Source organism: Sanguibacter gelidistatuariae, from assembly GCF_900096585.1.
Taxonomy (GTDB): domain Bacteria; phylum Actinomycetota; class Actinomycetes; order Actinomycetales; family Cellulomonadaceae; genus Sanguibacter; species Sanguibacter gelidistatuariae.
In genome coordinates, this window is record NZ_FMYH01000001.1 from 243,995 (window position 1) to 266,083 (window position 22,089).

The 22,089-nt window shown below is 70.6% G+C and carries 18 protein-coding genes; 6 read left to right on the plus strand and 12 right to left on the minus strand.

All coding sequences use genetic code 11. The annotated features are described in order from the left end of the window. Window positions 1-2: 2 nt before the first annotated feature. On the minus strand, window positions 3-1,046 hold the full coding sequence (locus BLQ50_RS01140) for an LLM class flavin-dependent oxidoreductase (RefSeq protein ID WP_093180572.1): 1,044 nt from the start codon (window positions 1,044-1,046) through the stop codon (window positions 3-5). A gap of 191 nt (window positions 1,047-1,237) precedes the next feature. Between BLQ50_RS01140 and BLQ50_RS01145 the strand changes: the two genes are divergently transcribed. Then, the gene (locus BLQ50_RS01145) at window positions 1,238-2,551 is read left to right on the plus strand and encodes a GmrSD restriction endonuclease domain-containing protein (protein WP_245700822.1); all 1,314 of its coding nucleotides are present in this window, start codon (window positions 1,238-1,240) and stop codon (window positions 2,549-2,551) included. A 33-nt stretch (window positions 2,552-2,584) separates the two neighbouring features. Here BLQ50_RS01145 and BLQ50_RS01150 read toward each other — a convergent pair whose 3' ends face one another. From BLQ50_RS01150 to BLQ50_RS01175, 6 genes are read right to left on the minus strand one after another with little or no spacing between them, the layout of a single operon-like run. Then, complete coding sequence (locus tag BLQ50_RS01150; protein WP_093180573.1) at window positions 2,585-3,442, minus strand: urease accessory protein UreD; 858 nt, start codon at window positions 3,440-3,442, stop codon at window positions 2,585-2,587. Continuing rightward, window positions 3,442-4,200 (minus strand): urease accessory protein UreG, encoded by a 759-nt coding sequence (gene ureG / locus BLQ50_RS01155; RefSeq protein ID WP_342672036.1) that lies wholly within the window; start codon window positions 4,198-4,200, stop codon window positions 3,442-3,444. The genes BLQ50_RS01150 and ureG overlap by 1 nt, the downstream gene beginning before the upstream one ends. Beyond that, on the minus strand, window positions 4,190-4,909 hold the full coding sequence (locus BLQ50_RS01160) for an urease accessory protein UreF (RefSeq protein WP_093180575.1): 720 nt from the start codon (window positions 4,907-4,909) through the stop codon (window positions 4,190-4,192). Before BLQ50_RS01160 ends, ureG begins: the two co-directional genes overlap by 11 nt. Beyond that, complete coding sequence (locus tag BLQ50_RS01165) at window positions 4,909-6,618, minus strand: urease subunit alpha (RefSeq protein ID WP_093181599.1); 1,710 nt, start codon at window positions 6,616-6,618, stop codon at window positions 4,909-4,911. The genes BLQ50_RS01160 and BLQ50_RS01165 overlap by 1 nt, the downstream gene beginning before the upstream one ends. Further along, window positions 6,611-7,159, minus strand: a complete 549-nt coding sequence (locus BLQ50_RS19255; RefSeq protein WP_342672037.1) for an urease subunit beta — start codon at window positions 7,157-7,159, stop codon at window positions 6,611-6,613. Before BLQ50_RS19255 ends, BLQ50_RS01165 begins: the two co-directional genes overlap by 8 nt. Then, complete coding sequence (locus BLQ50_RS01175) at window positions 7,156-7,458, minus strand: urease subunit gamma (RefSeq protein ID WP_093180576.1); 303 nt, start codon at window positions 7,456-7,458, stop codon at window positions 7,156-7,158. The genes BLQ50_RS19255 and BLQ50_RS01175 overlap by 4 nt, the downstream gene beginning before the upstream one ends. A gap of 302 nt (window positions 7,459-7,760) precedes the next feature. On the opposite strand from BLQ50_RS01175, the gene BLQ50_RS01180 reads away from it, so the two are divergent. Beyond that, window positions 7,761-8,753 carry an NAD-dependent epimerase/dehydratase family protein gene (locus BLQ50_RS01180; RefSeq protein WP_093180578.1) on the plus strand — a complete coding sequence of 331 codons (993 nt, stop codon included), beginning with the start codon at window positions 7,761-7,763 and terminating at the stop codon, window positions 8,751-8,753. 157 nt (window positions 8,754-8,910) lie between these two features. Here the strand turns inward: BLQ50_RS01180 and BLQ50_RS01185 are convergent, their stop codons facing one another. After that, a complete protein-coding gene (locus BLQ50_RS01185; protein ID WP_093180579.1) occupies window positions 8,911-9,897 on the minus strand; it encodes an ABC transporter permease subunit in 987 nt (328 codons plus the stop codon). Continuing rightward, window positions 9,897-10,925 (minus strand): ATP-binding cassette domain-containing protein, encoded by a 1,029-nt coding sequence (locus tag BLQ50_RS01190; RefSeq protein ID WP_093180581.1) that lies wholly within the window; start codon window positions 10,923-10,925, stop codon window positions 9,897-9,899. Before BLQ50_RS01190 ends, BLQ50_RS01185 begins: the two co-directional genes overlap by 1 nt. Window positions 10,926-11,234: 309 nt before the next feature. Here BLQ50_RS01190 and BLQ50_RS01195 point away from each other — a divergent pair, with 309 nt between their 5' ends. Both BLQ50_RS01195 and BLQ50_RS01200 read left to right on the plus strand, forming a co-directional pair. Continuing rightward, entirely contained in the window at window positions 11,235-12,350 is a 1,116-nt protein-coding gene (locus tag BLQ50_RS01195) for a glycoside hydrolase family 43 protein (protein WP_093180582.1), read from the plus strand. Window positions 12,351-12,391: 41 nt separating this feature from the next. Beyond that, entirely contained in the window at window positions 12,392-14,128 is a 1,737-nt protein-coding gene (locus BLQ50_RS01200; RefSeq protein ID WP_093180584.1) for a PP2C family protein-serine/threonine phosphatase, read from the plus strand. On the opposite strand, the gene BLQ50_RS01205 is transcribed toward BLQ50_RS01200, so the two are convergent. The 3 genes from BLQ50_RS01205 to BLQ50_RS01215 all read right to left on the minus strand — a co-directional run bounded on the left by BLQ50_RS01205 (window position 14,108) and on the right by BLQ50_RS01215 (window position 17,473). After that, window positions 14,108-15,016 carry a metal ABC transporter substrate-binding protein gene (locus BLQ50_RS01205; protein ID WP_093180585.1) on the minus strand — a complete coding sequence of 303 codons (909 nt, stop codon included), beginning with the start codon at window positions 15,014-15,016 and terminating at the stop codon, window positions 14,108-14,110. The genes BLQ50_RS01200 and BLQ50_RS01205 overlap by 21 nt on opposite strands. Window positions 15,017-15,042: 26 nt before the next feature. Continuing rightward, window positions 15,043-16,407: a zinc metallochaperone AztD gene (aztD, locus tag BLQ50_RS01210; protein WP_245700823.1), complete on the minus strand. Its 1,365-nt coding sequence runs from the start codon at window positions 16,405-16,407 to the stop codon at window positions 15,043-15,045. A gap of 223 nt (window positions 16,408-16,630) precedes the next feature. Beyond that, complete coding sequence (locus tag BLQ50_RS01215) at window positions 16,631-17,473, minus strand: aldo/keto reductase (protein ID WP_093180587.1); 843 nt, start codon at window positions 17,471-17,473, stop codon at window positions 16,631-16,633. A gap of 23 nt (window positions 17,474-17,496) precedes the next feature. Between BLQ50_RS01215 and BLQ50_RS01220 the strand changes: the two genes are divergently transcribed. Together BLQ50_RS01220 and BLQ50_RS01225 are read left to right on the plus strand one after the other, a co-directional pair. After that, window positions 17,497-18,189, plus strand: coding sequence for a GNAT family N-acetyltransferase (locus BLQ50_RS01220; protein ID WP_245700824.1), 693 nt, complete (start codon window positions 17,497-17,499; stop codon window positions 18,187-18,189). Window positions 18,190-18,290: 101 nt separating this feature from the next. After that, on the plus strand, window positions 18,291-22,070 hold the full coding sequence (locus tag BLQ50_RS01225; protein ID WP_093180588.1) for a TM0106 family RecB-like putative nuclease: 3,780 nt from the start codon (window positions 18,291-18,293) through the stop codon (window positions 22,068-22,070). The last annotated feature ends 19 nt before the right edge of the window (window positions 22,071-22,089 follow it).

Genomic DNA, 22,089 nt, shown 5'->3' on the forward strand with positions numbered 1-22,089 from the left:
GCTCAACGCCCGCCGTCGGCCAGCATCTCCCGCACCAACGGCACGACCTTCGTCCCGTAGAGCTCGATGCTCGACATGAGCTTGGAGTGGGCCATCGGGCCGTTGGCGTACTTGAAGTCGAAGCGGTCCAGCTCGAGGGCCTTGACCACACGGACGATCTTCTTCGCGACCGTCTCGGGCGAGCCGATGAAGTACGCGCCCTCCGGGCCAACCTGCGCCCGGAACTGGCCCTCGCCCATCGCTCGCCCGCCGCGCTCGAGCGCGATCTTGGAGAAGTACTTGCCGATCAGCGGCCAGGAGTCCTCCAGAGCCTGCTCGTCGGTCTCGGCGACGTAGCCGGGCGCGTGCACCCCGACGGGTTGTAGCGCCTGGCCGAACTCGCCGAGCGCCCGCCGGTACAGGTCGGTGAACTGCTTGAAGGCGACCGGGTCGCCGCCGATGATCGCGAGCATGAGGGGCAGCCCGTGGCCGGCCGCGCGGATGACGCTCTCGGGGCTGCCGCCTACCGCGATCCAGGTCTTGAGCAGCCCGGACTCCAGGTGCGGGTACACGTCGAGGCCGTCGAGCGGCGGGCGGACGGTCCCCGACCAGGAGACGGGCTGCTGCTCGCGGATCTTCATGAAGAGGTCGAGCTTCTCCTCGAAGAGCTCGTTGTACTGGTCGAGGTTGTAGCCGAAGAGCGGGAAGGACTCGATGAACGACCCCCGTCCGAGGATCACCTCGGCGCGCCCGCTCGAGATCGCGTCGATCGTGGAGAAGCGCTGGAACACCCGGATCGGGTCGTCCGAGCTGAGCACGGTCACGGCCGATCCGACGTGGATCCGCTCGGTCTGCGCGGCGATCGCGGTGAGCACGACGTCGGGCGTGGAGATCGCGTAGTCGGGGCGGTGGTGCTCGCCGATCCCGATGAAGTCGAGGCCGACCTGGTCGGCGAGCACGCCCTCGGCGACGACGTTGCGGATCACCTGCGCGTGGGAGTGCGGGGTGCCGTCGTCGGCCAGGGTGGTGTCACCGAACGTGTCGATGCCAAATTCGAGTGCACTCATCGGGTTCTCCTGTTGGTCCGGCGAAGTAATTGATGCTTCAACTAACCCTAGCGTAGCGGGCTTTGTTCCGGTCCGCCTCGGCCAGAGATCACCCGCACACCCCCTTGAGGTTCGTCCCTGGACCGCCGACACCTACAGTGGACCCGGCCTCCGCCCGTTCGCCCGCGTCGCCGTCACCCACGAAGGACACCATGTCTGCTGCTCGCCCCCGCACTCGCCGCGGTCCCACGTTCTGGATCGGGCTCGGGGGGCTCGCCCTCGTGACGCTCGTCGGTGCCGCAGGAGGTGCCGGTTCGGCAGCCATGTGCGCTGGGTTCTACCTGCTGATCACCTTCATCGTCGCGGCCGTCCGCGGGCATTCCTGGCTCGGTCGGACCACCCGCCGCGCGTCCTCCGTCGCGATCGCCGCCTGCGCGGTCGTCGCGCTCGCCGGGGCGAGCACAGCCTCCCCGGCCGACCCTTCGCCGTCGGCCAGCCCGACGACGTCCATCACTGCGAGCGCCACGCCCACTCCCGCGGAGCCGGCCCCGGACGCCACCGTCATCGAGGTGGCCGATGGCGACCAGCCGATCAGTGGCACGGAGAACCTCGCCGCCCCCGAGCTGCCCGACACGGTGGACGTCGCCGCGGCCGCGCAGCAGGCCACCCCGCAGACGGCCCTGGCCACCGCGCTGCTGCTCACAGTCAAGGGACGCGCGCCCAAGACCGGATACGACCGGGCGAACTTCGGAGCCCGCTGGGCCGACACGGACCGCAACGGCTGCGACACCCGCAACGACATCCTCACCCGTGACCTGACAGCCGTGACCTACAAGCCGGGGACCAAGGACTGCGTCGTGCTCACCGGGACCTTCGCTGACCCGTACTCAGGGACGACGATCGGATTCGAGCGCGGGGAGAAGACGTCGAGCGCGGTCCAGATCGACCACGTCATCGCGCTGTCCGACGCCTGGCAGAAGGGCGCCCAGCAGTGGGACGCCGCCACCCGGGAGAAGTTCGCGAACGACCCGCTCAACCTGCTCGCTGCGGACGGCCCGCTCAACTCCCAGAAGGGTGACGGCGACACCGCCACCTGGCTGCCGCCGAACAAGGCGTTCCGCTGCGTGTACGTCGCCCGCCAGGTCGGCGTGAAGTACACCTACGGCCTGTGGGTGACCGAGGCAGAGCAGAACGCGATGGTCGCGGTGCTCTCGACCTGCCCGGCCGAGCCGCTGCCCGCCGGGTCGACGGTCCCCGAGGCGCCCGTGGTGGTTCCCGAGCCAGCGCCGGTCGTCACGACACCGCCGCCCGCACCCGCGCCGAAGCCGGCGCCCGTCGTCCCGGCTCCACCCGTCCCCGCTCCACCCGTCGAGGCCCCGCCCGCGCCGGCCCCGGAAGCTCCGTCGGACGTCTACTACAAGAACTGCACGGCCGCCCGCGACGCGGGTGCCGCACCCGTCTACCGCGGCGACCCCGGTTACGGCAAGCACCTCGACCGCGACAACGACGGCATCGGCTGCGAGTAGCCAGCCGGTCCTGCCTTCTCGACCCGCGGGTGCTCAGAGGACCATCTCGGTCCTCAGCTCCCGCGCCCCCTCGCTCGCGGCGGAGAGCCCTCCGCCGCGCGGCCAGCGGTCGACCGAGCCCATGTTCTGACGAAGCTGCGTGAGGTCCTGGGCGAGGCTCGTCACGATCGCGGCCGTGTCGTCCAGCCGCATGACCGCCGTGTCAGGGTTCGTGGACGGGTCGGCGACCCGCAGCACATCCAGACGCTCCGCGTCCGTGTCGACGACGAGGATCGTTCCGAGGGCTCGGCGTCGTCCGGTGACGGCGGTGCTCGCCCAGCCGGGAGACTCTGGCCCCACGGCGATCTCCTGGTCGTAGAGCGGCACTCCCTCCCGGGCAACCCGGAGGCGTTGCCGGAAGCTTCCGGGGTCTTCCCGGTGGCGCCCGAGGAGGATCTCTTCGTGGGCGTAGAGTCGCGCCCCCTCGGCCAGGTCGATCCGGTTGAAGGCCACGTGACGGCAGCCGCGTGCGGCGATCTGCGCACCGGGGAGCCAGATGAGGGTTCCGCCCTGCGCGACGGAGATCGTGACGTCGCTGCGGGACTCCCCGCCGTGCACACCGGGCAGGATGATCGTCGCGGCGACCGCGCCCAGCAGCAGCGTGGCCCCCTCGGCGACCTCGATCTCCAGCGTCCAGTCGTCCCCGCCCAAGGGTCCTGCGGCCGCCGCCATCGACCGGACGGTCGCGGCCTCCTGCGCGCTCGCTCCCCAGTCCTGCGCCCACCCGGGCAACAGTTCGTTCGTCGGCCGCAGAGAGATGGGCCCCTCGGAGCGAAGCCGTCGCACGCGCGTCGTCGCGCCGCCGTACCGGTCGCGTTCGAGCTCAACCCGGAGCCGAGCATGAGCGCGCATCAGCGGTTGTGTTCTGCCAGCTTCGAACGGACCCAGTCGGCGACGGCGGTCGCCGCGGGATCCTCGGTCAGAGACGTGAACAGCACGGGCAGCTGGCCGCGCTTGTGAGCCGCATCGCGCTCCATGACCGAGAGATCGGCGTTGACGTAGGGGGCGAGGTCGGTCTTGTTGATGACCAGCAGATCCGACGTGGTGATCCCCGGGCCGCCCTTCCTCGGGATCTTGTCACCGCCGGCGACGTCGATCACGAAGATCTGCTGGTGGACCAGCCCGCGGCTGAACGTGGCGGTCAGGTTATCGCCCCCGCTCTCGATCAGCACCAGGTCAAGCGGCGGGAGCTTCTCCTCCAGCTCCTCAATCGCCTCAAGGTTCGTGGAGATGTCGTCCCGTATCGCCGTGTGCGGGCAGGCCCCGGTCTCGACGGCCGTCACCCTCTCGGACGGGAGCACGCCGTTGCGCAGGAGGAAGTCGGCGTCCTCGGTCGTGTAGATGTCATTGGTGACGACGGCGATCTGGAGCTCGTCGGCGAGGGTCCGGCAGAGCGCGGCGACGAGCGCCGTCTTCCCCGAACCGACCGGGCCGCCGATGCCCACCCGGAGGGCGCGCTTCGCGTTCGGCGGCAAAGGAGTCTGTTCGTCGACATGGACGTGCTCGGGGGCCGCCCTCAGGGTGTTCGCGCCTTCCGTGCTCGATTCGAGCGCATATGCGGTGCCGTGGTTGTGGTCGTGGCCGTCGTGGTCGTGAGCGTTAACTGGCAAAGAGTCTTACCTCCCAGGTTGCATGAGCTTCGGCGGATATGTCGAGCAGGTAGCCGGCGCGGGCCGGGAGGTCTTCCGGGGGTGACGCGGCGTATGCGGCCCCGTCGGCCGCCACCCGCCCCACCTCGTCGCTGAGACGGGCAAGAGTCGCATTGACGTCGAAGGGATCGAGGCCCAGCAGCCGGACCGACGCCGTCGCCGGACCTGCGATCGACTCTTGGGCCGCCGCGACCGCGCAGATCTCGGGACTCAGGCCGGCGGCGGCCGCGACGGCTCCGAAGGCGATCGGCTGGTGCAGCCCGGCGCCCGGCACCTTCGCGAGGCGTTCGAGAGCCTCGGACGGCCAGACTCGGCGCGCGACCCGGATGACCTGCCGGCCGAGCCTGCGCGAGACGACACGCAGGACCGGCGAGGGCGTCCGGGCGGAGAGCTCCTGGTCGTAGCGGTCGAGTCGGTCCCCGACGTCTGACCCGCCCGTGACCTCGATCGACCGGGCGAACGCGTGGCACGACGCGGAGCTGAAGGCGGCCGCGAGGAGCCCCGCCGTGTGCAGGCGACCGAGCAGGAACTGTTCCAGCGCGTCGACGTCGTCGATCCCCTCTCGCTGCGCGGCGGCTTCAAAACCTCCCGAGTGTGCATGCCCACCGGCCGGGAAACGGCCGTCGGCCAGGAGCAGCAGGGCCGGCAGGGTGCGGGCGGTGGGCTGCATCAGAAGAGGAAATAGCGTCGGGCCATCGGCAGGTCGTCGGCGGGTTCATGGTCGATGAGCTCGCCGTCGACTTTCACGGCGTAGGTGTCCGGGTTGACCTCGATCCTTGGCATCGCCGTATTCTCGGGCATGTCCATCTTGGTGAGCCTGCGGGTGTTCTGGATGGCCACCAGCTTGCGGTCGATGTTGAGCCGCTCAGCGAGGTTGTCCTCGATGGCCACCTCGGAGACGAAGGCGACGCTGGTAGCTGCCGCCGCTCGCGTGTGCGCGTTGAAACCGAGCCGCTCCCGGACGGGCTGCGGGGTCGGGATGGAGGCGTTCGGGTCCCCGAGAGCCGCGACCGCGGCGACTCCTCCCTTGAACACGACGGTCGGCCTGACGCCGAAGAGGGCGGGTTGCCACAGCACCAGGTCGGCCATCTTGCCGACCTCGATCGAGCCGACCTCGCGGTCGAGCCCGTGTGCGATGGCGGGGCAGATCGTGTACTTCGCCACGTACCGGCGGGCCCGCAGGTTGTCGTTGGCTCCGTCGCCGGGGAGGGAACCTCTGATCTTCTTCATCTGATGAGCCGTCTGCCACGTCCGGATGACCACTTCACCCACCCGCCCCATGGCCTGGGCGTCGGAGGACATGATCGAGAGCGCCCCGAGGTCCTGGAGGACGTCCTCGGCCGCGATCGTCCCGGCGCGCACGCGGCTCTCCGCGAATGCCAGGTCATTGGGGATCTGCGGGTTCAGGTGGTGGGCGACCATGACCATGTCGAGATGCTCATCGACCGTGTTGACCGTGAACGGACGGGTCGGGTTGGTCGACGCCGGCAGCACGTTCAGCTCGCTGGCGATCCGGATGATGTCCGGAGCGTGCCCGCCCCCCGCCCCTTCCGTGTGGTACGAGTGGAACGTGCGGCCGTTGACCGCGGCGAGCATGTCCTCGACGAAGCCCGCCTCGTTCAGGGTGTCGGAGTGGATCGCGACCTGGACACCGGACTCGTCGGCGACACCTAGTGCGGCATCGATCACCGCGGGGGTGGCACCCCAGTCCTCATGGACCTTGAATCCTCCGACGCCGCCCCGGAGCTGCTCCCACAGGGCCTCCCTGGAGACGGTGTTGCCTCGTCCAAGGAAGAGGACGTTGATGGGCCACGGGTCGAATCCTTCGAGCATCCGCTGCATCCACCATGCCCCGGGGGTCGTCAGCGTGGCCTTGGACCCCTCGGTCGGCCCGGTCCCGCCCCCGACGACCGTCGTCGTCCCGCTCGCCAGGGCGACCTCGAGCAGGTCAGGACCGACGAAGTGCACATGGGTGTCGACCGTGCCCGCGGTCATGATCAGCCCGTTCCCGGCCATGATCTCGGTCGACGGGCCGATCACGAGATCGGGGTGGATCCCGTTCATGGTGTCGGGGTTTCCGGCCTTCCCCAGCGCCACGATGCGGCCGTCTCGGATACCGACGTCGGCCTTGATGACGCCCCAGTGGTCGAGGATGACCGCACCCGTGATGACCAGGTCCGGCGTTCCTTCGGCGCGGGTGGCGGAGGACTGTCCCATGGACTCACGGATGGACTTTCCGCCTCCGAAGACCGCTTCGTCGCCGCCGAAGCCGAGGTCCTTCTCGACCTCGATGACGAGGTTCGTGTCGGCAAGCCGAATCCGATCACCCGTGGTGGGGCCGAACGAGGCCACGTACTCAGAACGAGAGAACCTAGCCATCGAGCTCACCCCCGCACAGTCCCCGAAGCCCTTCGACGATTCTCCTGCCACCGATCGGAACGAGCTGGATCTCCTCGACTGCCCCCGGTTCGAATCGGGCCGAGCCTCCCGAGAGGATGTCCAGACGTTTGCCCCAGGCGGCTGCCCGGTCGAATGCCAGCCCGGCGTTGACCTCCGCGAAGTGGTAGTGGGACCCCACCTGGATGGGCCGGTCGGCTGTGTTCTCCACCCGCAAGGTCGTCACCTCGAGGCCGACGTTGATCTCGATGTCGCCCTCCGCCATGAGGATCTCGCCGGGGATCATCGGATGTTCGGTCGGCGGCGCGGACGACTGCCGGACAGGCGCCTGTCGCCCGCCGCTCCCGGGCCGACGCGGCTCGCTCGGCCCGGACATGCCGGACGACCGGTGCGATCCCCTGTCGTCCGCGACGACGTCGGGGTACTCGCGCCCCGGCGCATCGGATGGGTGGATCGGCTTCGTCGGGTGGTCCTTGGGCGTGTGTGCCGCGCTCTCGAACGGGTTCTTCTCGTCGTTCGTCACTGCAGAGGTCCCGTCACGGTCACGAGCTTGGTGCCGTCCGGGAACGTCGCTTCGACCTGCACCTGGGCGAGCATCTCCGGGATCCCCTCCAGCACGTCGTCACGAGTGAGCACGCATCTGCCCTTCTCCATCAGGTCCGCCACGCGTTCCCCGTCACGCGCACCTTCGAGGAGGAAGGCCGTGATGATCGCGGTGGCCTCCGGGAGGTTCAGCTTCAGTCCCCGGGCCTTTCGTTCCAACGCCAGCTTTGCCGCCGTGTAGACCATCAGCCGTTCTTGCTCGTAGAGGCTCAGGAACATGCGAATCTCCCATCCGATCAGTCGTCGAAGGAATCAGGTCGAGCACGGGCCAGCAGGTGTCGTCCGAGTCGGTTCAGGCCGGTGCGGCAGCTGCGCGTCAGCGCCCGCGGGGCTGGCTGCGTAGGGCGACGTCACCGTGGATGACTCCGACCTCTCGATTCTCCGTCGGGCGAAGTGATTGCGCGCGGTGACCGGCGGCGAGGGGACACGGGAATGCTGCCTCCGACGGGACCAAGGCCCCGCCGCAACCGCTTTCACGCAGGCGACGATGAATTCATCGGATCGACCTCACGGAGGACATCATGACCAGGGCACTTGTCGTCGGCGGCACCGGACTGCTCGGCTTCCACACCACCCTCGAGCTGCTCGCGCGAGGCTACGAGGTGACGTCGCTGTCACTGCCACCCATGCCTGTGGACGACCTCTTCCCGGCCGACGTCGAGAACATCCTGGCCGACATCACCGCGCTCACCGACGCCGAGCTCAGCGCGATCCTCGCCGGCAAGCACGCGATCATCTATGCCGCAGGAGCCGACGAGCGGATCACCCCGCCCGCCCCCGCCGCCCGCTTCTTCTACGAACAGAACGTCCTGCCGGTCCAGCGCATCGTGCGTCTGGCCCGCGCGGCCGGCGTCAAGAAGTTCGTGCTCTTCAACAGCTACACCGCGGAGTTTGCCGAGCTGTGGCCAGACCTCGGCTACCGCACCCACAACGGCTACCCGCGCACCCGCCTGGCCCAGGAGGAGATCGCCTACCTCGAGGGCGACGGCGCCATGGACGTCACGTCGCTGCGCCTGCCGTACATCTTCGGCACTATGCCCGGCCGCACGCCCCTCTGGCAGATGTTTATCGACATCGTCCGAGGTCAGCGCGACATGGTCGCTGTGCAGCAGGGGTCGACGTCGTCGGTCACGGTCACCCAGGTGGCCCAGGCCGCGGTCGGCGCGATGGAGCAGGGCGCGCACGGCGGGCGCTACCCGATCAACGGCTACGACCTCAGCTACGTCGAGTTCCACCGCCTCGTCTGCGAGGCCCTGGGCCGCGATCCGGGCGCCGTGACCTGCGTGCCCTTCGAGGCCCTCGCCCCGACCATGGCGAAGCTCGACGCCGAGGCCGCGGCGACCGGCGTCGAGCACGGCATCCACATGCTCGACGCCGCGCGCTTCAGCGAGCGCCACGCGGTCAGCGACCCGGCCCCCACCATGGCCGCCCTCGGCTACCTGCCCGACGACGTCCCAGCCGCCATCCGCGAGACCCTCGCCTACTGCCTCGCCCGCGAGGCGAAGGTCGGCTGAACCCGGCCGCCCGGCCGGTCAGGCCACCCCGACCCCGGCTCCCCAACACGTACGGGGCGTGCTCTTGACTACGGAACGTGCGTTCAAACGCACGCCCTGGAGTCAAGAGCACGCCCCGTACGGAGGCGCCGCACTAGCTGGCCGAGCCGGTCCGGTCCTAGTTGACGTCCCGGCGGCGGAACACGAGCGCGGCCACGGCGACCACCACAACGAGCACGACCGAGAGGGTCACCACGCCGTTGGTGAGGGAGACTGTCTTCTCGATGCCGTGGCAGACCTGTCCGGTCGGGCCCGACTCGCAGACAGTCTCCCAATATGAGGTGCCGTTGCTGAGGACCGCTTGAAGATTGAGCTGGAGCAGCCACGGCCGCAGCCCTTCGAAGGTGTTCCCGAGGATTCCCTCGACGACAATCGCGTACCCGACGAGGATCCCGACGGCGGCCGCGGTGTGCCGCACGATCGTCCCGACCGCGACGCCGAGCATCGCAAATCCGATCGTCAAGAGCAGGAGTCGGATCCCGCCGGCTCCGACGTCCCTCCAGATCTCACCGGTCATCGTCCCGACGTTGTCATTCAGGGAGTAGGCCAACCACGTCCCGCCGACCATGATCGCACCCGTGACCAGGGCGATCGGTATCACCGCGATTCCCGACGCGCCCACCTTGGTCCCGTAGACCCTTCCTCGACGCGGCTCGAAGGTGAGCCAGTTGCCGATCGCTCCGCTGGAGAACTCGGCGGCGATGAAGCTCACGCCCATCGCGAAGGCTCCGAAGACCATCAGCAGTCCGTAGTCAGGGAGGACCCGATCCGCCCTCTCAGCAAAGGGCGTCGGACCGTACATCCAGCTCTCGATGTCCCCGGGACCGCCCTGCTCACAGCCGTAGTCGACATCCGGGCTAGTTTCCTGGTCGGCGGCCTCCTGCTCCTTGCAGGAGGCGATGTACTCGTCCTTGTTCTCGTCCCAGTCCTTGACGGAGGCGTCGTACTGCGCCTGGATCTGGGCCTTCTCGACGTCGGAGAGCGGTACGGAGGTGCGCCAGGAGCCGTAGAGCATCACCAGGATGACCCCGAGTATCCCGAGCACGGCCAGCTGGTTGATCCGACGACTCCGAAAGCGGGTCAGCTCGACCCTGAACAGGCGCATCACTTCGTCTCTCCCTTACGCGAGCGGCGGCTGGGTCCAGCGCCGGCGAGGACGGCGTCGTCCGGGGTGACGATGTGCGTCCCCGGCCCCTGACCGGCGGTGAGCTCAAGGAACACCGACTCGAGCCCGGCGCGCACGGGCACCAGCTCGTTGACGTAGAGCTCGTGGTGGGCGAGCCGCCGGGTGATGTCGGCGGGGTTCGCCGCGCCGTCGACCAGGAGCAGGCCGCCCTCGGCGCGGACCGTGAGCCCGGCCTCGAGGAGGACCTGGCGGGCGGTGATCGGATCGGCGACGCCGACCCGGACGGTCGTCGTCGTGCCGGCGATGAGGTCGGCGACGCGGCCGCTCGCGAGGAGCGTGCCGCGGCCGATGATCGAGACCGTGTCGGCCACCTGCTCGACCTCGGCGAGGATGTGGCTGCTCACCAGGACGGTCTTGCCGCGCTCGGCGAGGGAGCGCATGGTCGTGCGGATCTCGCGGATGCCCGCGGGGTCGAGGCCGTTGGTCGGCTCGTCGAAGATCAGCAGGTCCGGGTCCTTGAGCAACGTCGCGGCGATGGCCAGGCGCTGCTTCATGCCGAGGGAGTACGTGCGGAACTTGTCCTTGGCGCGGTCGGTCAGGCCGACTTCCTCGAGCACCTTGGAGACGTCGGATGCCGAGACGCCGATCGCCCCGGCGAGCAGGTCGAGGTTCTTGCGGGCGGAGAAGTTCGGGAAGAACTTGGGCTGCTCGACGATCGCGCCGATCCGGGCGACGACGTCGGGCAGCGCCTCGGGCACGGTCTGGCCGAAGATCGTCATGGTCCCGGAGTCCGCGCGGATGAGGCCGAGCAGCATCCGGATGGACGTCGTCTTGCCGGAGCCGTTGGGGCCGAGGAAGCCGTGCACGCCGCCGAGCGGCACGTCGAGGTCGAGTCCCTGCACGGCGACTTGGCGGCCGTGCCGAGTGCGGTAGGTCTTGCGGAGACCGCGCGTGCTGACCGCGAGCGAGGCCGGGTCGACGTCGGGTGGAGCGATTGCAGTTGTCATACGTATCCCCAGATCACACCGTTGGGCGAGGGCCTTCGCACGCCGCATCGACGCGCCACGGGGAGCCTATAGGTCCCACTTCGCCCGCGTCTGTAGTCCCACGGGTGGATATTCCTCTCCCCGCCTCCTCCTTTCCGCTAACCACCAACCCCGCCCCCCGCCCTTCCGCTGAGTGCACGAAATAGCGCATGTCGCCCCGGCGTGTCGCGTATATCTTCGTGCACTCAGCAGCCGAGTGGGGGTGTTGGTGGAGGCGAGGATTTGTTAGCGTTCACATCAGCCGGACGATCCGCAACCCTAGGACACCTCGTGACCCCCACCACGCCCACCCCCCTGCCCGACGACGCAGCCAGCCCCGCGCGCACCGCCGCCGGACCCGCAGACCCCGCCGGCGCTGTCGGCGCTGTCGGCGCCGTCAGCCCAACGGCCCCCGGCGCCGACACGGACTCCGGCTACGCCGGATACGTCATGGTCGCCCACTCCGACGAGACCCATGAGATCCACGCGATGCTCTCCGACGGCGCCGACCCGACGCGCTGGACGCCGCTCAACGGCGGCGACGGGATCGTCACGTCGACGATGGGCGAGCGAGGCATCCGCGACCCGCACCTGGTTCGCTCCCCCGACGGCACGTTCTACCTGCTCGGGACGGACCTCGACATCCGCCGGACCGAGCGCCCCGGGCTGCACGGGAGCTTCTGGGACTGGTTGGGCCGCCACGGCAGCCGCAAGATCAACGTCTGGGAGTCCGCCGACCTGGTGACCTGGGGCCCGCAGCGCCAGGTCGAGATCTCCCCGCGCTCGGCCGGCATGGCCTGGGCGCCCAAGACCGTGTGGGACGCGGCCGCCGACGCGTTCCTGCTCATCTGGTCCGCGCGCATCTACGCGCCCAACGACCCGGGCCACGACCGCGAGGGCCGGCACCGCCTGCTCGCCTGCCACACCCGCGACTTCACGACCTTCACCGAGCCGGTCGACTGGGGCCACCCCACGCTCTCCACGATCGACGCCCTCGTGATCGCGGTCGACGCCGCCGGGAACGCCGTCGCCCCTGGCGCCACCCCCGCCCACGGAGCGGTCAGCTACGTCCGCTTCGTCAAGGACGAGGCCGCCGGGATCGTCTTCGCCGAACGCTCCGACGACCTGCACGCCACGAACTGGGAGCCCGCCTCGACGTCCGTGACCGCGGGCACCGAGACCGGGATCGTCGAGGGTCCGCTGGCCTTCCAGTCCTTCACCGACGGCGAGTGGTACCTCTGGGTCGACGAGTACACCGGCGCCGACCGCGGCTACGTTCCCTTCCACGCGTCCTCCCCGGACGCCGAGCGCTGGGAACCGGTCGAGGGCTACTCCTTCCCCGGCAAGGTCAAGCACGGCACGGTCCTCCCGCTGACCTCGGCGGAATACGCGCGGCTGCGCGGCTGACCTGCGTAGCCGCCGGAGTCTGCGCCCTTTACTGTTGGGCCGTGGAGTCCAAGTGGTTCGCTGCGGCGACGAAGAGCAGCGTCATGGGTACGGCCGCCATGCAGTTCCCCTGGGAGTCCACCCCGCTGGGCCCCATGAGCACCTGGCCCGCGTCGCTGCGCCAGGCCGTCAAGCTCTGCTACAGCACCCGCTTCCCGGTGATGATCGCCTGGGGGCCAGAGCTGACGATGATCTACAACGACGCCTACCGCGACATGCTCGGCACCGACAAGCGCCTCACCGCCCTGGGCGCCTCGGCCCGGTGCGTGTGGGAGGAGATCTGGGACGACCTCGAACCGCACTTCGACTCCGTCCTCACCCACGGCCGCCCGACCTGGTCGGTCGACGCTCCCCTGATCATGAACCGCTCGTCCTTCGAGGAGGAGACGACGTTCACCTTCTCCTTCAGCCCGCTCTTCGATGACGCGGGCGAGGTCTCAGGCGTGCTCGACATCGCCATGGAGACGACCGAGCACGTGCTCGACCGTCGCCGGCTCAAGACGATCGACGCCCTGCACATGGCCATGGCAGACCACCGCGGCGACGCGCAGTCCCTGGCCACCCTCGTCGTGGACGTGCTGGGCGAGAGCCCAGACCTCGCCCGGTGCGCCTTCTACCTCTCGGCCGACTCCGGCCTGGTGCTCGCAGCGGCGAGCGACACCACTCTCGTCGACGACGTGGACCCCGAGACAGTCGCCCACGTCTTGTCCTCACGCGAGCACTCTGTCGTGAGCTCCATCCTCATCGCTCCCCTCGCCCGCCCGCACGACGACTCTGCCACGGGGGTGCTCGTGCTCGAGGCCAACCTGCGCCGTCCCTTCGACGCGGCCCAGCGTTCCTTCCTCATGGTCACCTCCGCCGCCGTCGGTGCCGCGCTCAGCGCGACCCTGGCCCAGCAGACTCGGGTCGACTACCTCCGCGCCCGCGCCGAGCTCTCTGAGCTGCGTGCACAACGCGTGCGTGAGTCCTCGATGACGCTGCAGAGGTCGATGCTGACCCCGCCGCCGGAGCCGAGCGACCTGGAGATCGCCGTCCGGTACCAGCCCGCGGCCTCAGACCTGCAGATCGGCGGCGACTGGTACGACGCCTTCGAGACCACCGGTGGCGCCACCATGCTCGTCATCGGCGACGTGACCGGCCACGACCACCACGCGGCCGCGGCGATGGGCCAGCTGCGCGGGTTGATCCGCGCCATCGCTTTCGACACCGGTCTCAGCCCGGCGCGCGTCCTGGAGCGCACCGACCGGGCGATCGGCGGGCTCGAACTGGGTCCGTCGGTGACGGCTACCGTCGTGCTCGCGCGCATCGACCCCGCTGCTCCGGACGGCACCCGCCAGATCCAGTGGGCCAACGCCGGCCACCCGCCCCCCGTCGTCGTCCGCGGCGACGGTCAGGTCGAGCTGCTCCAGACCGCCAACGACCTCCTGATGGGCATCACCACGGTCGACCGTGTTGACCATCGCACGACGCTCGGCGCGGGAGACACCCTCTTCCTCTACACCGACGGCCTCATCGAGCGACGAGGCCAGCCGATGCCAGTGAGCATGGATCTCCTCATCGACGCCCTGGCCGGCGGGCACCGTCTGACCCTGGACGCGCTGAGCGAGCACGTGCTGTCCCGGCTCGCTCCGGGTGCGGCAGACGACGACGTCGCGCTCGTGCTGCTGCGTCCCGCGCCGGGTGCCGCACTGCTCCAGGCCGCGGAGGCCGACGCTCTCTCAACCGCAGGCCAGTCCTGAGGTCAGCGCCGCCAGGTTCGCCCGCATGACCGTGAAGTAGTCAGCCGACGTGTCCGCGTGCCCCTCGAGCGGGTCGAGCACCGCAGCGCTGACGCCCAGGTCTTCGGCGAGCACGGTGGTCACCTTGGGACTGACCAGCACCTCGAAGTAGAGCGTGCGCACCCCGTCACGGACGACGACGGCGCGCACCTCACGCAGCCGCGCGGGCGCCGGCTCGACGTCGGGATTGATGCCCGAGATGCCGACCTGGTGCAGATCGTAGCGCTGGGCGAGGTAGCCGAAGGCCTCGTGCGAGGTCACCAGGGTGGCGCCAGAGCACTGCGCGAGGCCCTCGGAGAACTCCGCGTCCAGCACGCCGAGCCGGCGCTCGAGGTCGTCGGCCCGCTGCGCGTACTCCGCGGCGTGCGCGGGGTCGATGGCGCTCAGCTCGTCGGCGATCTCGTGGCCGAGGGCCGCCATGCGCATGGGGTCGAGCCAGAAGTGCGGGTCGAGGCTGGTCGCCTCGATGCTCTCACCGTCGAGCTGGCTGGCGGCGTCGACCACGTGCTCGGGGCGGAGCTGGGCCACCGCCTCGTCGGTCGCGGCCTGCATACCGGACAGGACCACGACGAGGTCGGCCTCCCCGAGCGTGCGCACCGCCGCGGGGGACAGCTCGAGGTCGTGCGGCTCGGCTCCGGGCGGGGTGAGGTTGGAGACCGACACCCGGTCCCCGCCGATCTCCTGGGCGGCGAACTGGAGCGGGTAGAACGAGGCGAGCACGTCGATCCGGTCGGCCCCCGAGGGCTGCGGCGCACCTGAGCACGCGGCGAGCAGCGCGAGCGCGCCGACGAGCACGGTCGCCGTGAGGGACCGCCGGAGAGCACTGCGCGGGGCGTGGAGGTGAGACATATTCCTTCTCCGGTCGGCGGGACGGTTCAGTCCGTGTGCGGCTCGTCGCTCTCGTGGTCGTGGCCCTCGTGCTCGTCGGCGTGCTCGTCGGCGTCGTCGACGTCCGTGCGCACCACCCCTGCCTTGCCGGACACCCCGGTCAGCTCGTTGGGCGTGACGGTCAGCACGACGCTGTTCCACACCTCACCGGTCTCGATGTCCACGGCGTAGATCGTGCGAGTCGACGGGTCGGTGATGTACGCCGAGCCGTCGAGCACGGTGAGCGCTGGGCGGGCGACCTGCCACTCCTCGGGCTCCTCCCACGCGGCCATGACCGGGATGGACCGGGTGAGCGTCCCGGTCTCGGGGTCGATCACGTGCAGCTGACCGTCGGTCCCCAGGACGAGCGCCTCGCCGGCGTCGCCGCGCCCGAGGGAGCGGAAGGAGTAGCTCGACGGGAGGTCGACGAGGGTGAGCTCGGCGGTGCGGGTGTCGATGAGCGACACCCTGGTGGGCCGCTCGAGCTCGGCGTCGGCGTCGGACTTGTAGTCGCCGAGGACGATCGGGGACGCCTCGGAGCCGGCCTGGTTGCCGATCCGCCCGTAGGCGTCCGGGCTGGTCACCTTGGAGACGACCCAGTTGGCGTAGACGAGGGCACCGTCCTCACAGCCGATCACGACCGCCTCGTCGGCGGCGACAGCCTCACCGTGCACACCCGGGCACTCGTCGCTGCTGGCGATCTCGACGTCCTCGAGGTCGAACACACGGATGCCGGTGCGGGCCTCGGCGGTGCCCTCGGAGACGATGAGGCGGCCGTCGGTCAGCTCGACAGCCACGCCGTGGTGCACGGACGGCGCCGTGTACGCACGCGTCGCCCGGTCGGCGTCGGCCACCTCGGCGGAGTGGAAGACGACGACGTCGCCCGTCGCGTCGTCGAACAGGGTCGTGCGGCCCTCGTGCGCGACGACGTGCCCGGGCTTCTCGGCCTCGAAGCTCACCTGAGCGAGGCTCGGCTCAGCCGTGTAGTAGTGCGAGTGGTCGCCGTGCGGCTCGGCCCACGTGCCGGCGTCGAGCACCTGGAAGCCGCCGGAGGTCGAGACGAGGACCGAGCGGCCGTCGCCCGCGGCGTTGATCCGGTTGAAGCCGGCGAGGTCGATCGAGGAGACGGTCTCGAGGGTCGTGGCGTCGAGGACCTGCAGTCCGCCCTCGTACGTGATGACCAGGCGCGGGGTGTCAGTGGCGGCCTCGGTGGCGGTCGTCTCCTCGTCCGTGGCGGGCGCGTCGTCGGCCGCGACGGTCGGCAGGGCCTCGTCGGCCGCCGACGAGCAACCGGCGAGCAGCACGAGCGGGAGAGCGAGGCCGAGCGCGACGGAGCGCAGACCGGTGGGGCGAGCGAAGGTGGTGAGAGTCATTCGAGGGACGGGTGACCGTGCGCGGACGCAGCGGTCCCCTCTCCTTCCAGGTAGGTCGACGGGGAGCTCAAGAGCTGTCGTCACACTAACAGATAGTAGTAACCATTCTCATTAAGGGGCCAGCAAGGTCACCTGCAGAAACAGCTGTGCCCAGCCGAGGCGTCAACCACCTCGACCGGGCACAGGTACTCACCTCAGGTCAGCGCACCTACGAGCGCCCACCTCAGCGGAACTGCGAGAACTCCGCGGTCGCCGGGTCGGACCCCAGGCTCTTCCCGGACTCCAGCCCGTCGATCAGCGCAACCTCGGCCGCGCTGAGCTCAAAGCCGAAGAGGTCGAGGTTGGCCGCGATCCGCTCGGGGTTGTTCGACTTCGGGATGACGATGGTGCCCTGCTGCAGGTGCCAGCGCAGCACCACCTGGGCCGTGGTCGCCCCGTGTGCGGCCGCGATGGCTGCCACGACGTCGGACTCGAGGTCCGCCCCGCGTCCGAGCGGGCTGTATGCCTCGATGGCCAGACCCGCGGCGCGCGACGCGGCGACGGTCGCGGCGTGCTGGAAGGTCGGGTGCACCTCGATCTGGTTGACGGCGGGGACCACCTCGGCGCTCTCCAGCAGCGTCGTCAGGTGCTCAGGCAGGAAGTTCGAGACGCCGATCGCGCGCACGGCGCCGTCGGCCAGGAGCTTCTCGAAGGCGCGCCACGTCTCGACGTAGAGCCCGCGCGCGGGGGATGGCCAGTGGATGAGGTAGAGGTCGACGACGTCGAGGTCGAGGGCCGCGCGGCTCGCCTCGAAGGCCGCGAGCGTCGACTCGTAGCCCTGGTCGCCGTTGCGGAGCTTGGTCGTGACGAACACGTCCTCGCGGGCCAGCCCGGACGCCTTGATCGCGGCGCCGACACCGGCTTCGTTGTAGTAGCCGGCGGCGGTGTCGATGTGGCGGTAGCCCGCCTCGAAAGCCGACTCGACGACCCGCTGGGTGTCCTCCTCGGCGACCAAGAACGTCCCGAAGCCGACCTGGGGGATCGCAACGCCGTTGTTGAGGGTGATGGAGGGAATCTGGTGTGTCATACATCCACAGTAGATTGCTCAGTGTGACCTCACCCCTTCCCGACGTCGACCAGTCCACCACCCGGACCCCCTCGCAGGCGTCCCCCTTCGCCATCCGTCCGGCGCGCACCGACGACCCCGCCGAGGTCGCCCGCCTGTACGAGATCTGCCTGCTCACCGGCAGCGACGGCGGTGACGCGACGGCCCGCACGACCGAGCCGCGCCTGCTCGGCGAGATCTACCTGGGCGCCTACCTGCGCTTCGCCCCCGAGCTGGCCTTCGTCGTGGTCGACCCCGAGGCCGACGCCGACGACGCCGCGAGCGTCGTCGGCTACGTCATCGGCACCGCGGACACCGCCGCCTTCGAGGCCACGCTCGACCGCGAGTGGTGGCCCGAGCTTCGCGCGCGCTATCCCCTGGGCACCTTCCCGGAGGGGTCCTACGACGCGAACCTCGTGGCGAACATCCACGGCGAGCACCACTCCGATCCGGCGACCCTCGACCGCTTCCCGGCGCACCTGCACATCGACCTGGTCCCCCGCGGGCAGGGCGGCGGCAACGGACGGCGGCTGCTCACGACGCTCTTCGACGCGCTGCGCGCCGCCGGCGCCCCGGGCGTGCACCTGGGTGTCTCCACGACGAACACCCAGGCCACCGGCTTCTACGCGCACATCGGCTTTCAGAAGCTCTCCGACGACGGGGCGCTGCTCGGCCTCGTCCTGTCACCTCCGGCCTGACCCACCTGCTTCACCCACCTGTTTCACCCACCAGCTTCACCCACCTGTTTCACCCGCGCCACCCCCTGCCTGACCCACCCCCGCCTGGCCCGGGAGGCCCCGTGTTCCTGCTCGACGACGTCCTGATCTCCAGCGCGAGCGACCTCACCCTGGCCTCGACCTGTGAGTTCGCGCTGCTGCGCACCCTCGACCGCCGGCTCGGCCGGGCGGCCGGAGGACCGGAGACGGCCGACTCCCCCGACGCCATGCTCGAGCGCACGGCCGAGCTGGGCCTGGCCCACGAGGCGCGGGTCCTGGCGGGCTACGTCGCCGAGTTCGGCCACCACACGCCGCCCCTGCCCGACGACGGCGCGCCCGTCGCGGAGCCCATCACCTCCGGCGACGCACCCGCAGGCGCGGACGGCGGAGCGCACGGCGTCGTGCATCTTGGGGGGAACTGGGAGACCGCAGCCGACCTGCGGGCCGCCCACGCCCAGACCGTGGCGTACCTGCGTGCCGGGGTCGACGTCGTCTCCCAGGGGACGCTCTTCGACGGGCGCTTCCTCGGCCGGCCGGACTTCCTCGTCCGCACCACCCCGACCGCGGAGACAGACGCGGAGACTGCCGTCGAGACGGCCCAGGTCACGGCCCAGGTCACCGCCCAGATCACCGTCGTCGACGCCAAGCTCGCCCGCCGCGCGAAGGTCACCGCGCTGCTCCAGCTCGCCGCCTACGCCGACCAGCTGCTCGCCGCCGGGATCCCGGTCGCGCCCAAGCTGCGCCTCGTCCTAGGCGACGCGTCCTACTCCGAGCATGCGCTGAGCGACATCCTGCCGGTCTACCGCGAGCGCCGGGCCCGCCTCGAGACCCTCCTGGACACCCACCGCGCCGAGCCCGACGCGGTGACCTGGGACGACGAGCGCTACCTGGCCTGCGGAACGTGCGCGGACTGCCGCCACGAGGTCACGGCCCGCCGCGACCCGCTGCTTGTCGCCGGCCTGACCATCGCCCAGCGCACCCGCCTGCGCGACGCCGGCCTCACCACGATCGACGCCCTCGCCACGAGCGCGGGTCCGGTCCCCGGGATCAGCGCCCGCACCCTCGCGGTGCTGCGCGAGCAGGCCGCGCTCCAGGTCGCCCAGGACACCCGTCCGTCGTTGCCGGACGGCCGCCCGGACGTACAGGCCGTCGTCTTCGCGACCGAGGCCCTCTCCGCGCTGCCCTCCCCGAACGCAGGCGACCTGTTCTTCGACTTCGAGGGCGACCCGCTGTGGGCCGAGCGCGGCTCGAGCGACTGGGGCCTGGAATACCTCTTCGGCCTGCACGACGCCGACTCCCCCGACGGCTCCCCGGGAGCGTTCCGCACGTTCTGGGCACACGACCGCGCCCAGGAGCGGGCGGCCCTGCTGGACTTCTTCGCCCTGGTCGGGGAACGGCGTCGGGCGTACCCCGCGATGCACGTATTCCACTACGCCCCCTACGAGGTGACGGCGCTGCGCCGGCTGGTGGGCCGCCACGGCGTCGGCGAGGAACAGCTCGACGACCTCCTGCGGGAGGGCGTGCTCGTCGACCTCTACGCGACCGTCCGCCAGAGCGTGCGCGTCTCCCAGCCCTCGTACTCGATCAAGAAGCTCGAGCCCCTGTACATGGGCGACGTCCGGCGCGACGAGGCCCTGGACAACGCGGCGGACTCGATCACCGAGTACGCCCGGGCGTGCGCGCTGCGCGAGGCCGGCGATCCGGCCGCGGAGAAGGTCCTCGAGCTCATCGCGGACTACAACCGCTACGACTGCCTGTCCACCCTGCGCCTGCGGGACTGGCTGCTGGCCCGCGGCGCCGAGAACGGCGTCGAACCCCGGGAGCCGAGCGAGGCGGAGCCGGAGCACGACGACGAGCCGGTCGAGGCTGACCCGCTCTTCGATGCCCTCCTGGAGCTGGCCGGGCCGGCCGCGACCGCTGCCCACGCCGACCGATCCGACGACGACCAGGCGCTGCTCATGCTCGGCGCCGCCCTCGGCTACCACCGCCGCGAGGACAAGCCGTTCTGGTGGGAGCACTTCGACCGGCTGACCGCCCCCGCCGACGAGTGGTCCGCGACCCGCGACGTACTCGTCGCGGACGACGTGCGACTCAAGCGGGACTGGTACAAGGAGGGCTCCCAGCGGTCGTTGCGCCGCGAGGTCACCCTCATCGGGACGCTCGCGACCGGCAGCGCCCTGACCGCCGGGTCGAGCGTGTGGTGCATCTACGACGCGCCGCTGCCCGCCGGTCTCGAGGCGCCCGCGGGCGGCATCCGCCAGGTCAGCGGCAGCTCGACCGTGCTCTGGGTGGGCCTGGACGGCGAGGGCCGGGACATGGTCGTCGTCGAGGAGGTCCTCAAGAAGGAGCTCGAGCCCTATGCCGAGCTGCCGATGGCGGTCGGCCCCGGCCGGCCCGTGCCGACCGGGCTCGTCGAGGGCGCGGTGCGTGAGCTCGCCCAGGTGGCGCTGCGCACCCTGCAGTCGCCGTCGGGGTCCTTCCCCGCCCAGTCCGCGCTCGACCTGCTCCGCCGGATGCCGCCGCAGCTGCGCGCGGAGGACGGGGACGACTCCGACTTCGACGAGACCGACGGCCCCGCCGGCCTCCCTCCCGTGGGCTCGGGCAAGGGCGCCTACATCAGCGCGATCACCGCGGCCGTGCGGGCCCTCGACCGCTCCTATCTCGCCGTCCAGGGCCCGCCCGGGACCGGCAAGACCTTCGTCGGCGCACGGGTCATCGAGCGCCTCGTGCGCAGCGGCTGGCACGTCGGCGTCGTCGCGCCCTCGCACGCCGTCGTGGAGCACCTGCTCGACACGATCGTCGAGGCCGGCGTGCCCGGCTACCGCGTCGGCAAGAAGCCCGTGGACGACTCCCCGCACGCCTGGACGTCCATCCCGGACAAGAAGCAGGGCAAGTTCCTCGGTGAGCACCGCGAGCACGGCTGCGTGATCGGCGGCACGGCGTGGGACTTCACCAACGGCTCCAAGATCGGGCGGCGTTCCCTCGACCTGCTCGTCATCGACGAGGCCGGGCAGTTCTCCCTGGCCAACACCCTCGCAGTGTCCCTCGCCGCGCAGAACCTGCTGCTGCTGGGCGACCCGCAGCAGCTCCCCCAGGTGACTCAGGGGACCCACCCCGAGCCGGTAGACACGTCCGCGCTGGGCTGGATCGCCCGCGGTCAGGACGCCCTGCCGGCCGACCGCGGCTACTTCCTCGAACGCAGCTGGCGCATGCACCCCGCCCTGTGCGCCCCGATCTCCCGCCTCTCCTACGCCGGCCGCCTCACGAGCGAGGAGGCTCCGGCGGCGCGCCACCTGGAGGGTCTGGCCCCCGGCGTGCACGTCGTCGAGGTCGCCCACCGAGGCCGTTCGGTCGCCTCCCCCGAGGAAGCCGCCGAGGTCGTCCGCCAGGTCGGGTCGCTGCTCGGGAACGCCTGGACCCCGGCCGACGGCGCGGCCCCGCGCCCGCTCGACGCCGGCGATGTGCTCGTGGTCGCCGGATACAACGCCCAGCGCGCGCTGATCACCGCCGAGCTGCGCGCGGCCGGGTTCGACGGCGTGCGGGTGGGGACCGTGGACAAGTTCCAGGGCCAGGAGGCCGCCGTGGTCATCGTCAGCATGGCGGCGTCCTCGGCCGGTGACGTGCCCCGTGGGATGAGCTTCCTGCTCTCGCGCAACCGGGTCAACGTGGCGGTCTCGCGCGGGCAGTGGGCCGCGATCGTCGTCCGGTCCCCGGCCCTGACGGACTTCCTGCCGACCACCCCGTCGTCCCTGGCGGAGCTGGGCGCCTTCATCGGCCTGTGCTCAACCGATTCCCGGCCCGCTGACCAGCCCGTATCTCCGGTCTCCGACGCACCCGCAGACCCCGCCCAGCCAACCATGTGACCGACACCTCTAGCCATCA

What these genes read in the sequence shown, in the direction of transcription:
- BLQ50_RS01180 (WP_093180578.1), top strand. Translation starts at nt 7,761, where the DNA reads ATGACCAGGGCACTTGTCGTCGGCGGCACCGGACTGCTCGGCTTCCAC.
- BLQ50_RS01165 (WP_093181599.1), bottom strand. Translation starts at nt 6,618, where the DNA reads ATGGCTAGGTTCTCTCGTTCTGAGTACGTGGCCTCGTTCGGCCCCACC.
- BLQ50_RS01185 (WP_093180579.1), bottom strand. Translation starts at nt 9,897, where the DNA reads ATGCGCCTGTTCAGGGTCGAGCTGACCCGCTTTCGGAGTCGTCGGATC.
- BLQ50_RS01190 (WP_093180581.1), bottom strand. Translation starts at nt 10,925, where the DNA reads ATGACAACTGCAATCGCTCCACCCGACGTCGACCCGGCCTCGCTCGCG.
- BLQ50_RS01175 (WP_093180576.1), bottom strand. Translation starts at nt 7,458, where the DNA reads ATGTTCCTGAGCCTCTACGAGCAAGAACGGCTGATGGTCTACACGGCG.
- BLQ50_RS01140 (WP_093180572.1), bottom strand. Translation starts at nt 1,046, where the DNA reads ATGAGTGCACTCGAATTTGGCATCGACACGTTCGGTGACACCACCCTG.
- BLQ50_RS01145 (WP_245700822.1), top strand. Translation starts at nt 1,238, where the DNA reads ATGTCTGCTGCTCGCCCCCGCACTCGCCGCGGTCCCACGTTCTGGATC.
- BLQ50_RS01215 (WP_093180587.1), bottom strand. Translation starts at nt 17,473, where the DNA reads ATGACACACCAGATTCCCTCCATCACCCTCAACAACGGCGTTGCGATC.
- aztD (WP_245700823.1), bottom strand. Translation starts at nt 16,407, where the DNA reads ATGACTCTCACCACCTTCGCTCGCCCCACCGGTCTGCGCTCCGTCGCG.
- BLQ50_RS01150 (WP_093180573.1), bottom strand. Translation starts at nt 3,442, where the DNA reads ATGCGCGCTCATGCTCGGCTCCGGGTTGAGCTCGAACGCGACCGGTAC.
- BLQ50_RS01160 (WP_093180575.1), bottom strand. Translation starts at nt 4,909, where the DNA reads ATGCAGCCCACCGCCCGCACCCTGCCGGCCCTGCTGCTCCTGGCCGAC.
- BLQ50_RS01205 (WP_093180585.1), bottom strand. Translation starts at nt 15,016, where the DNA reads ATGTCTCACCTCCACGCCCCGCGCAGTGCTCTCCGGCGGTCCCTCACG.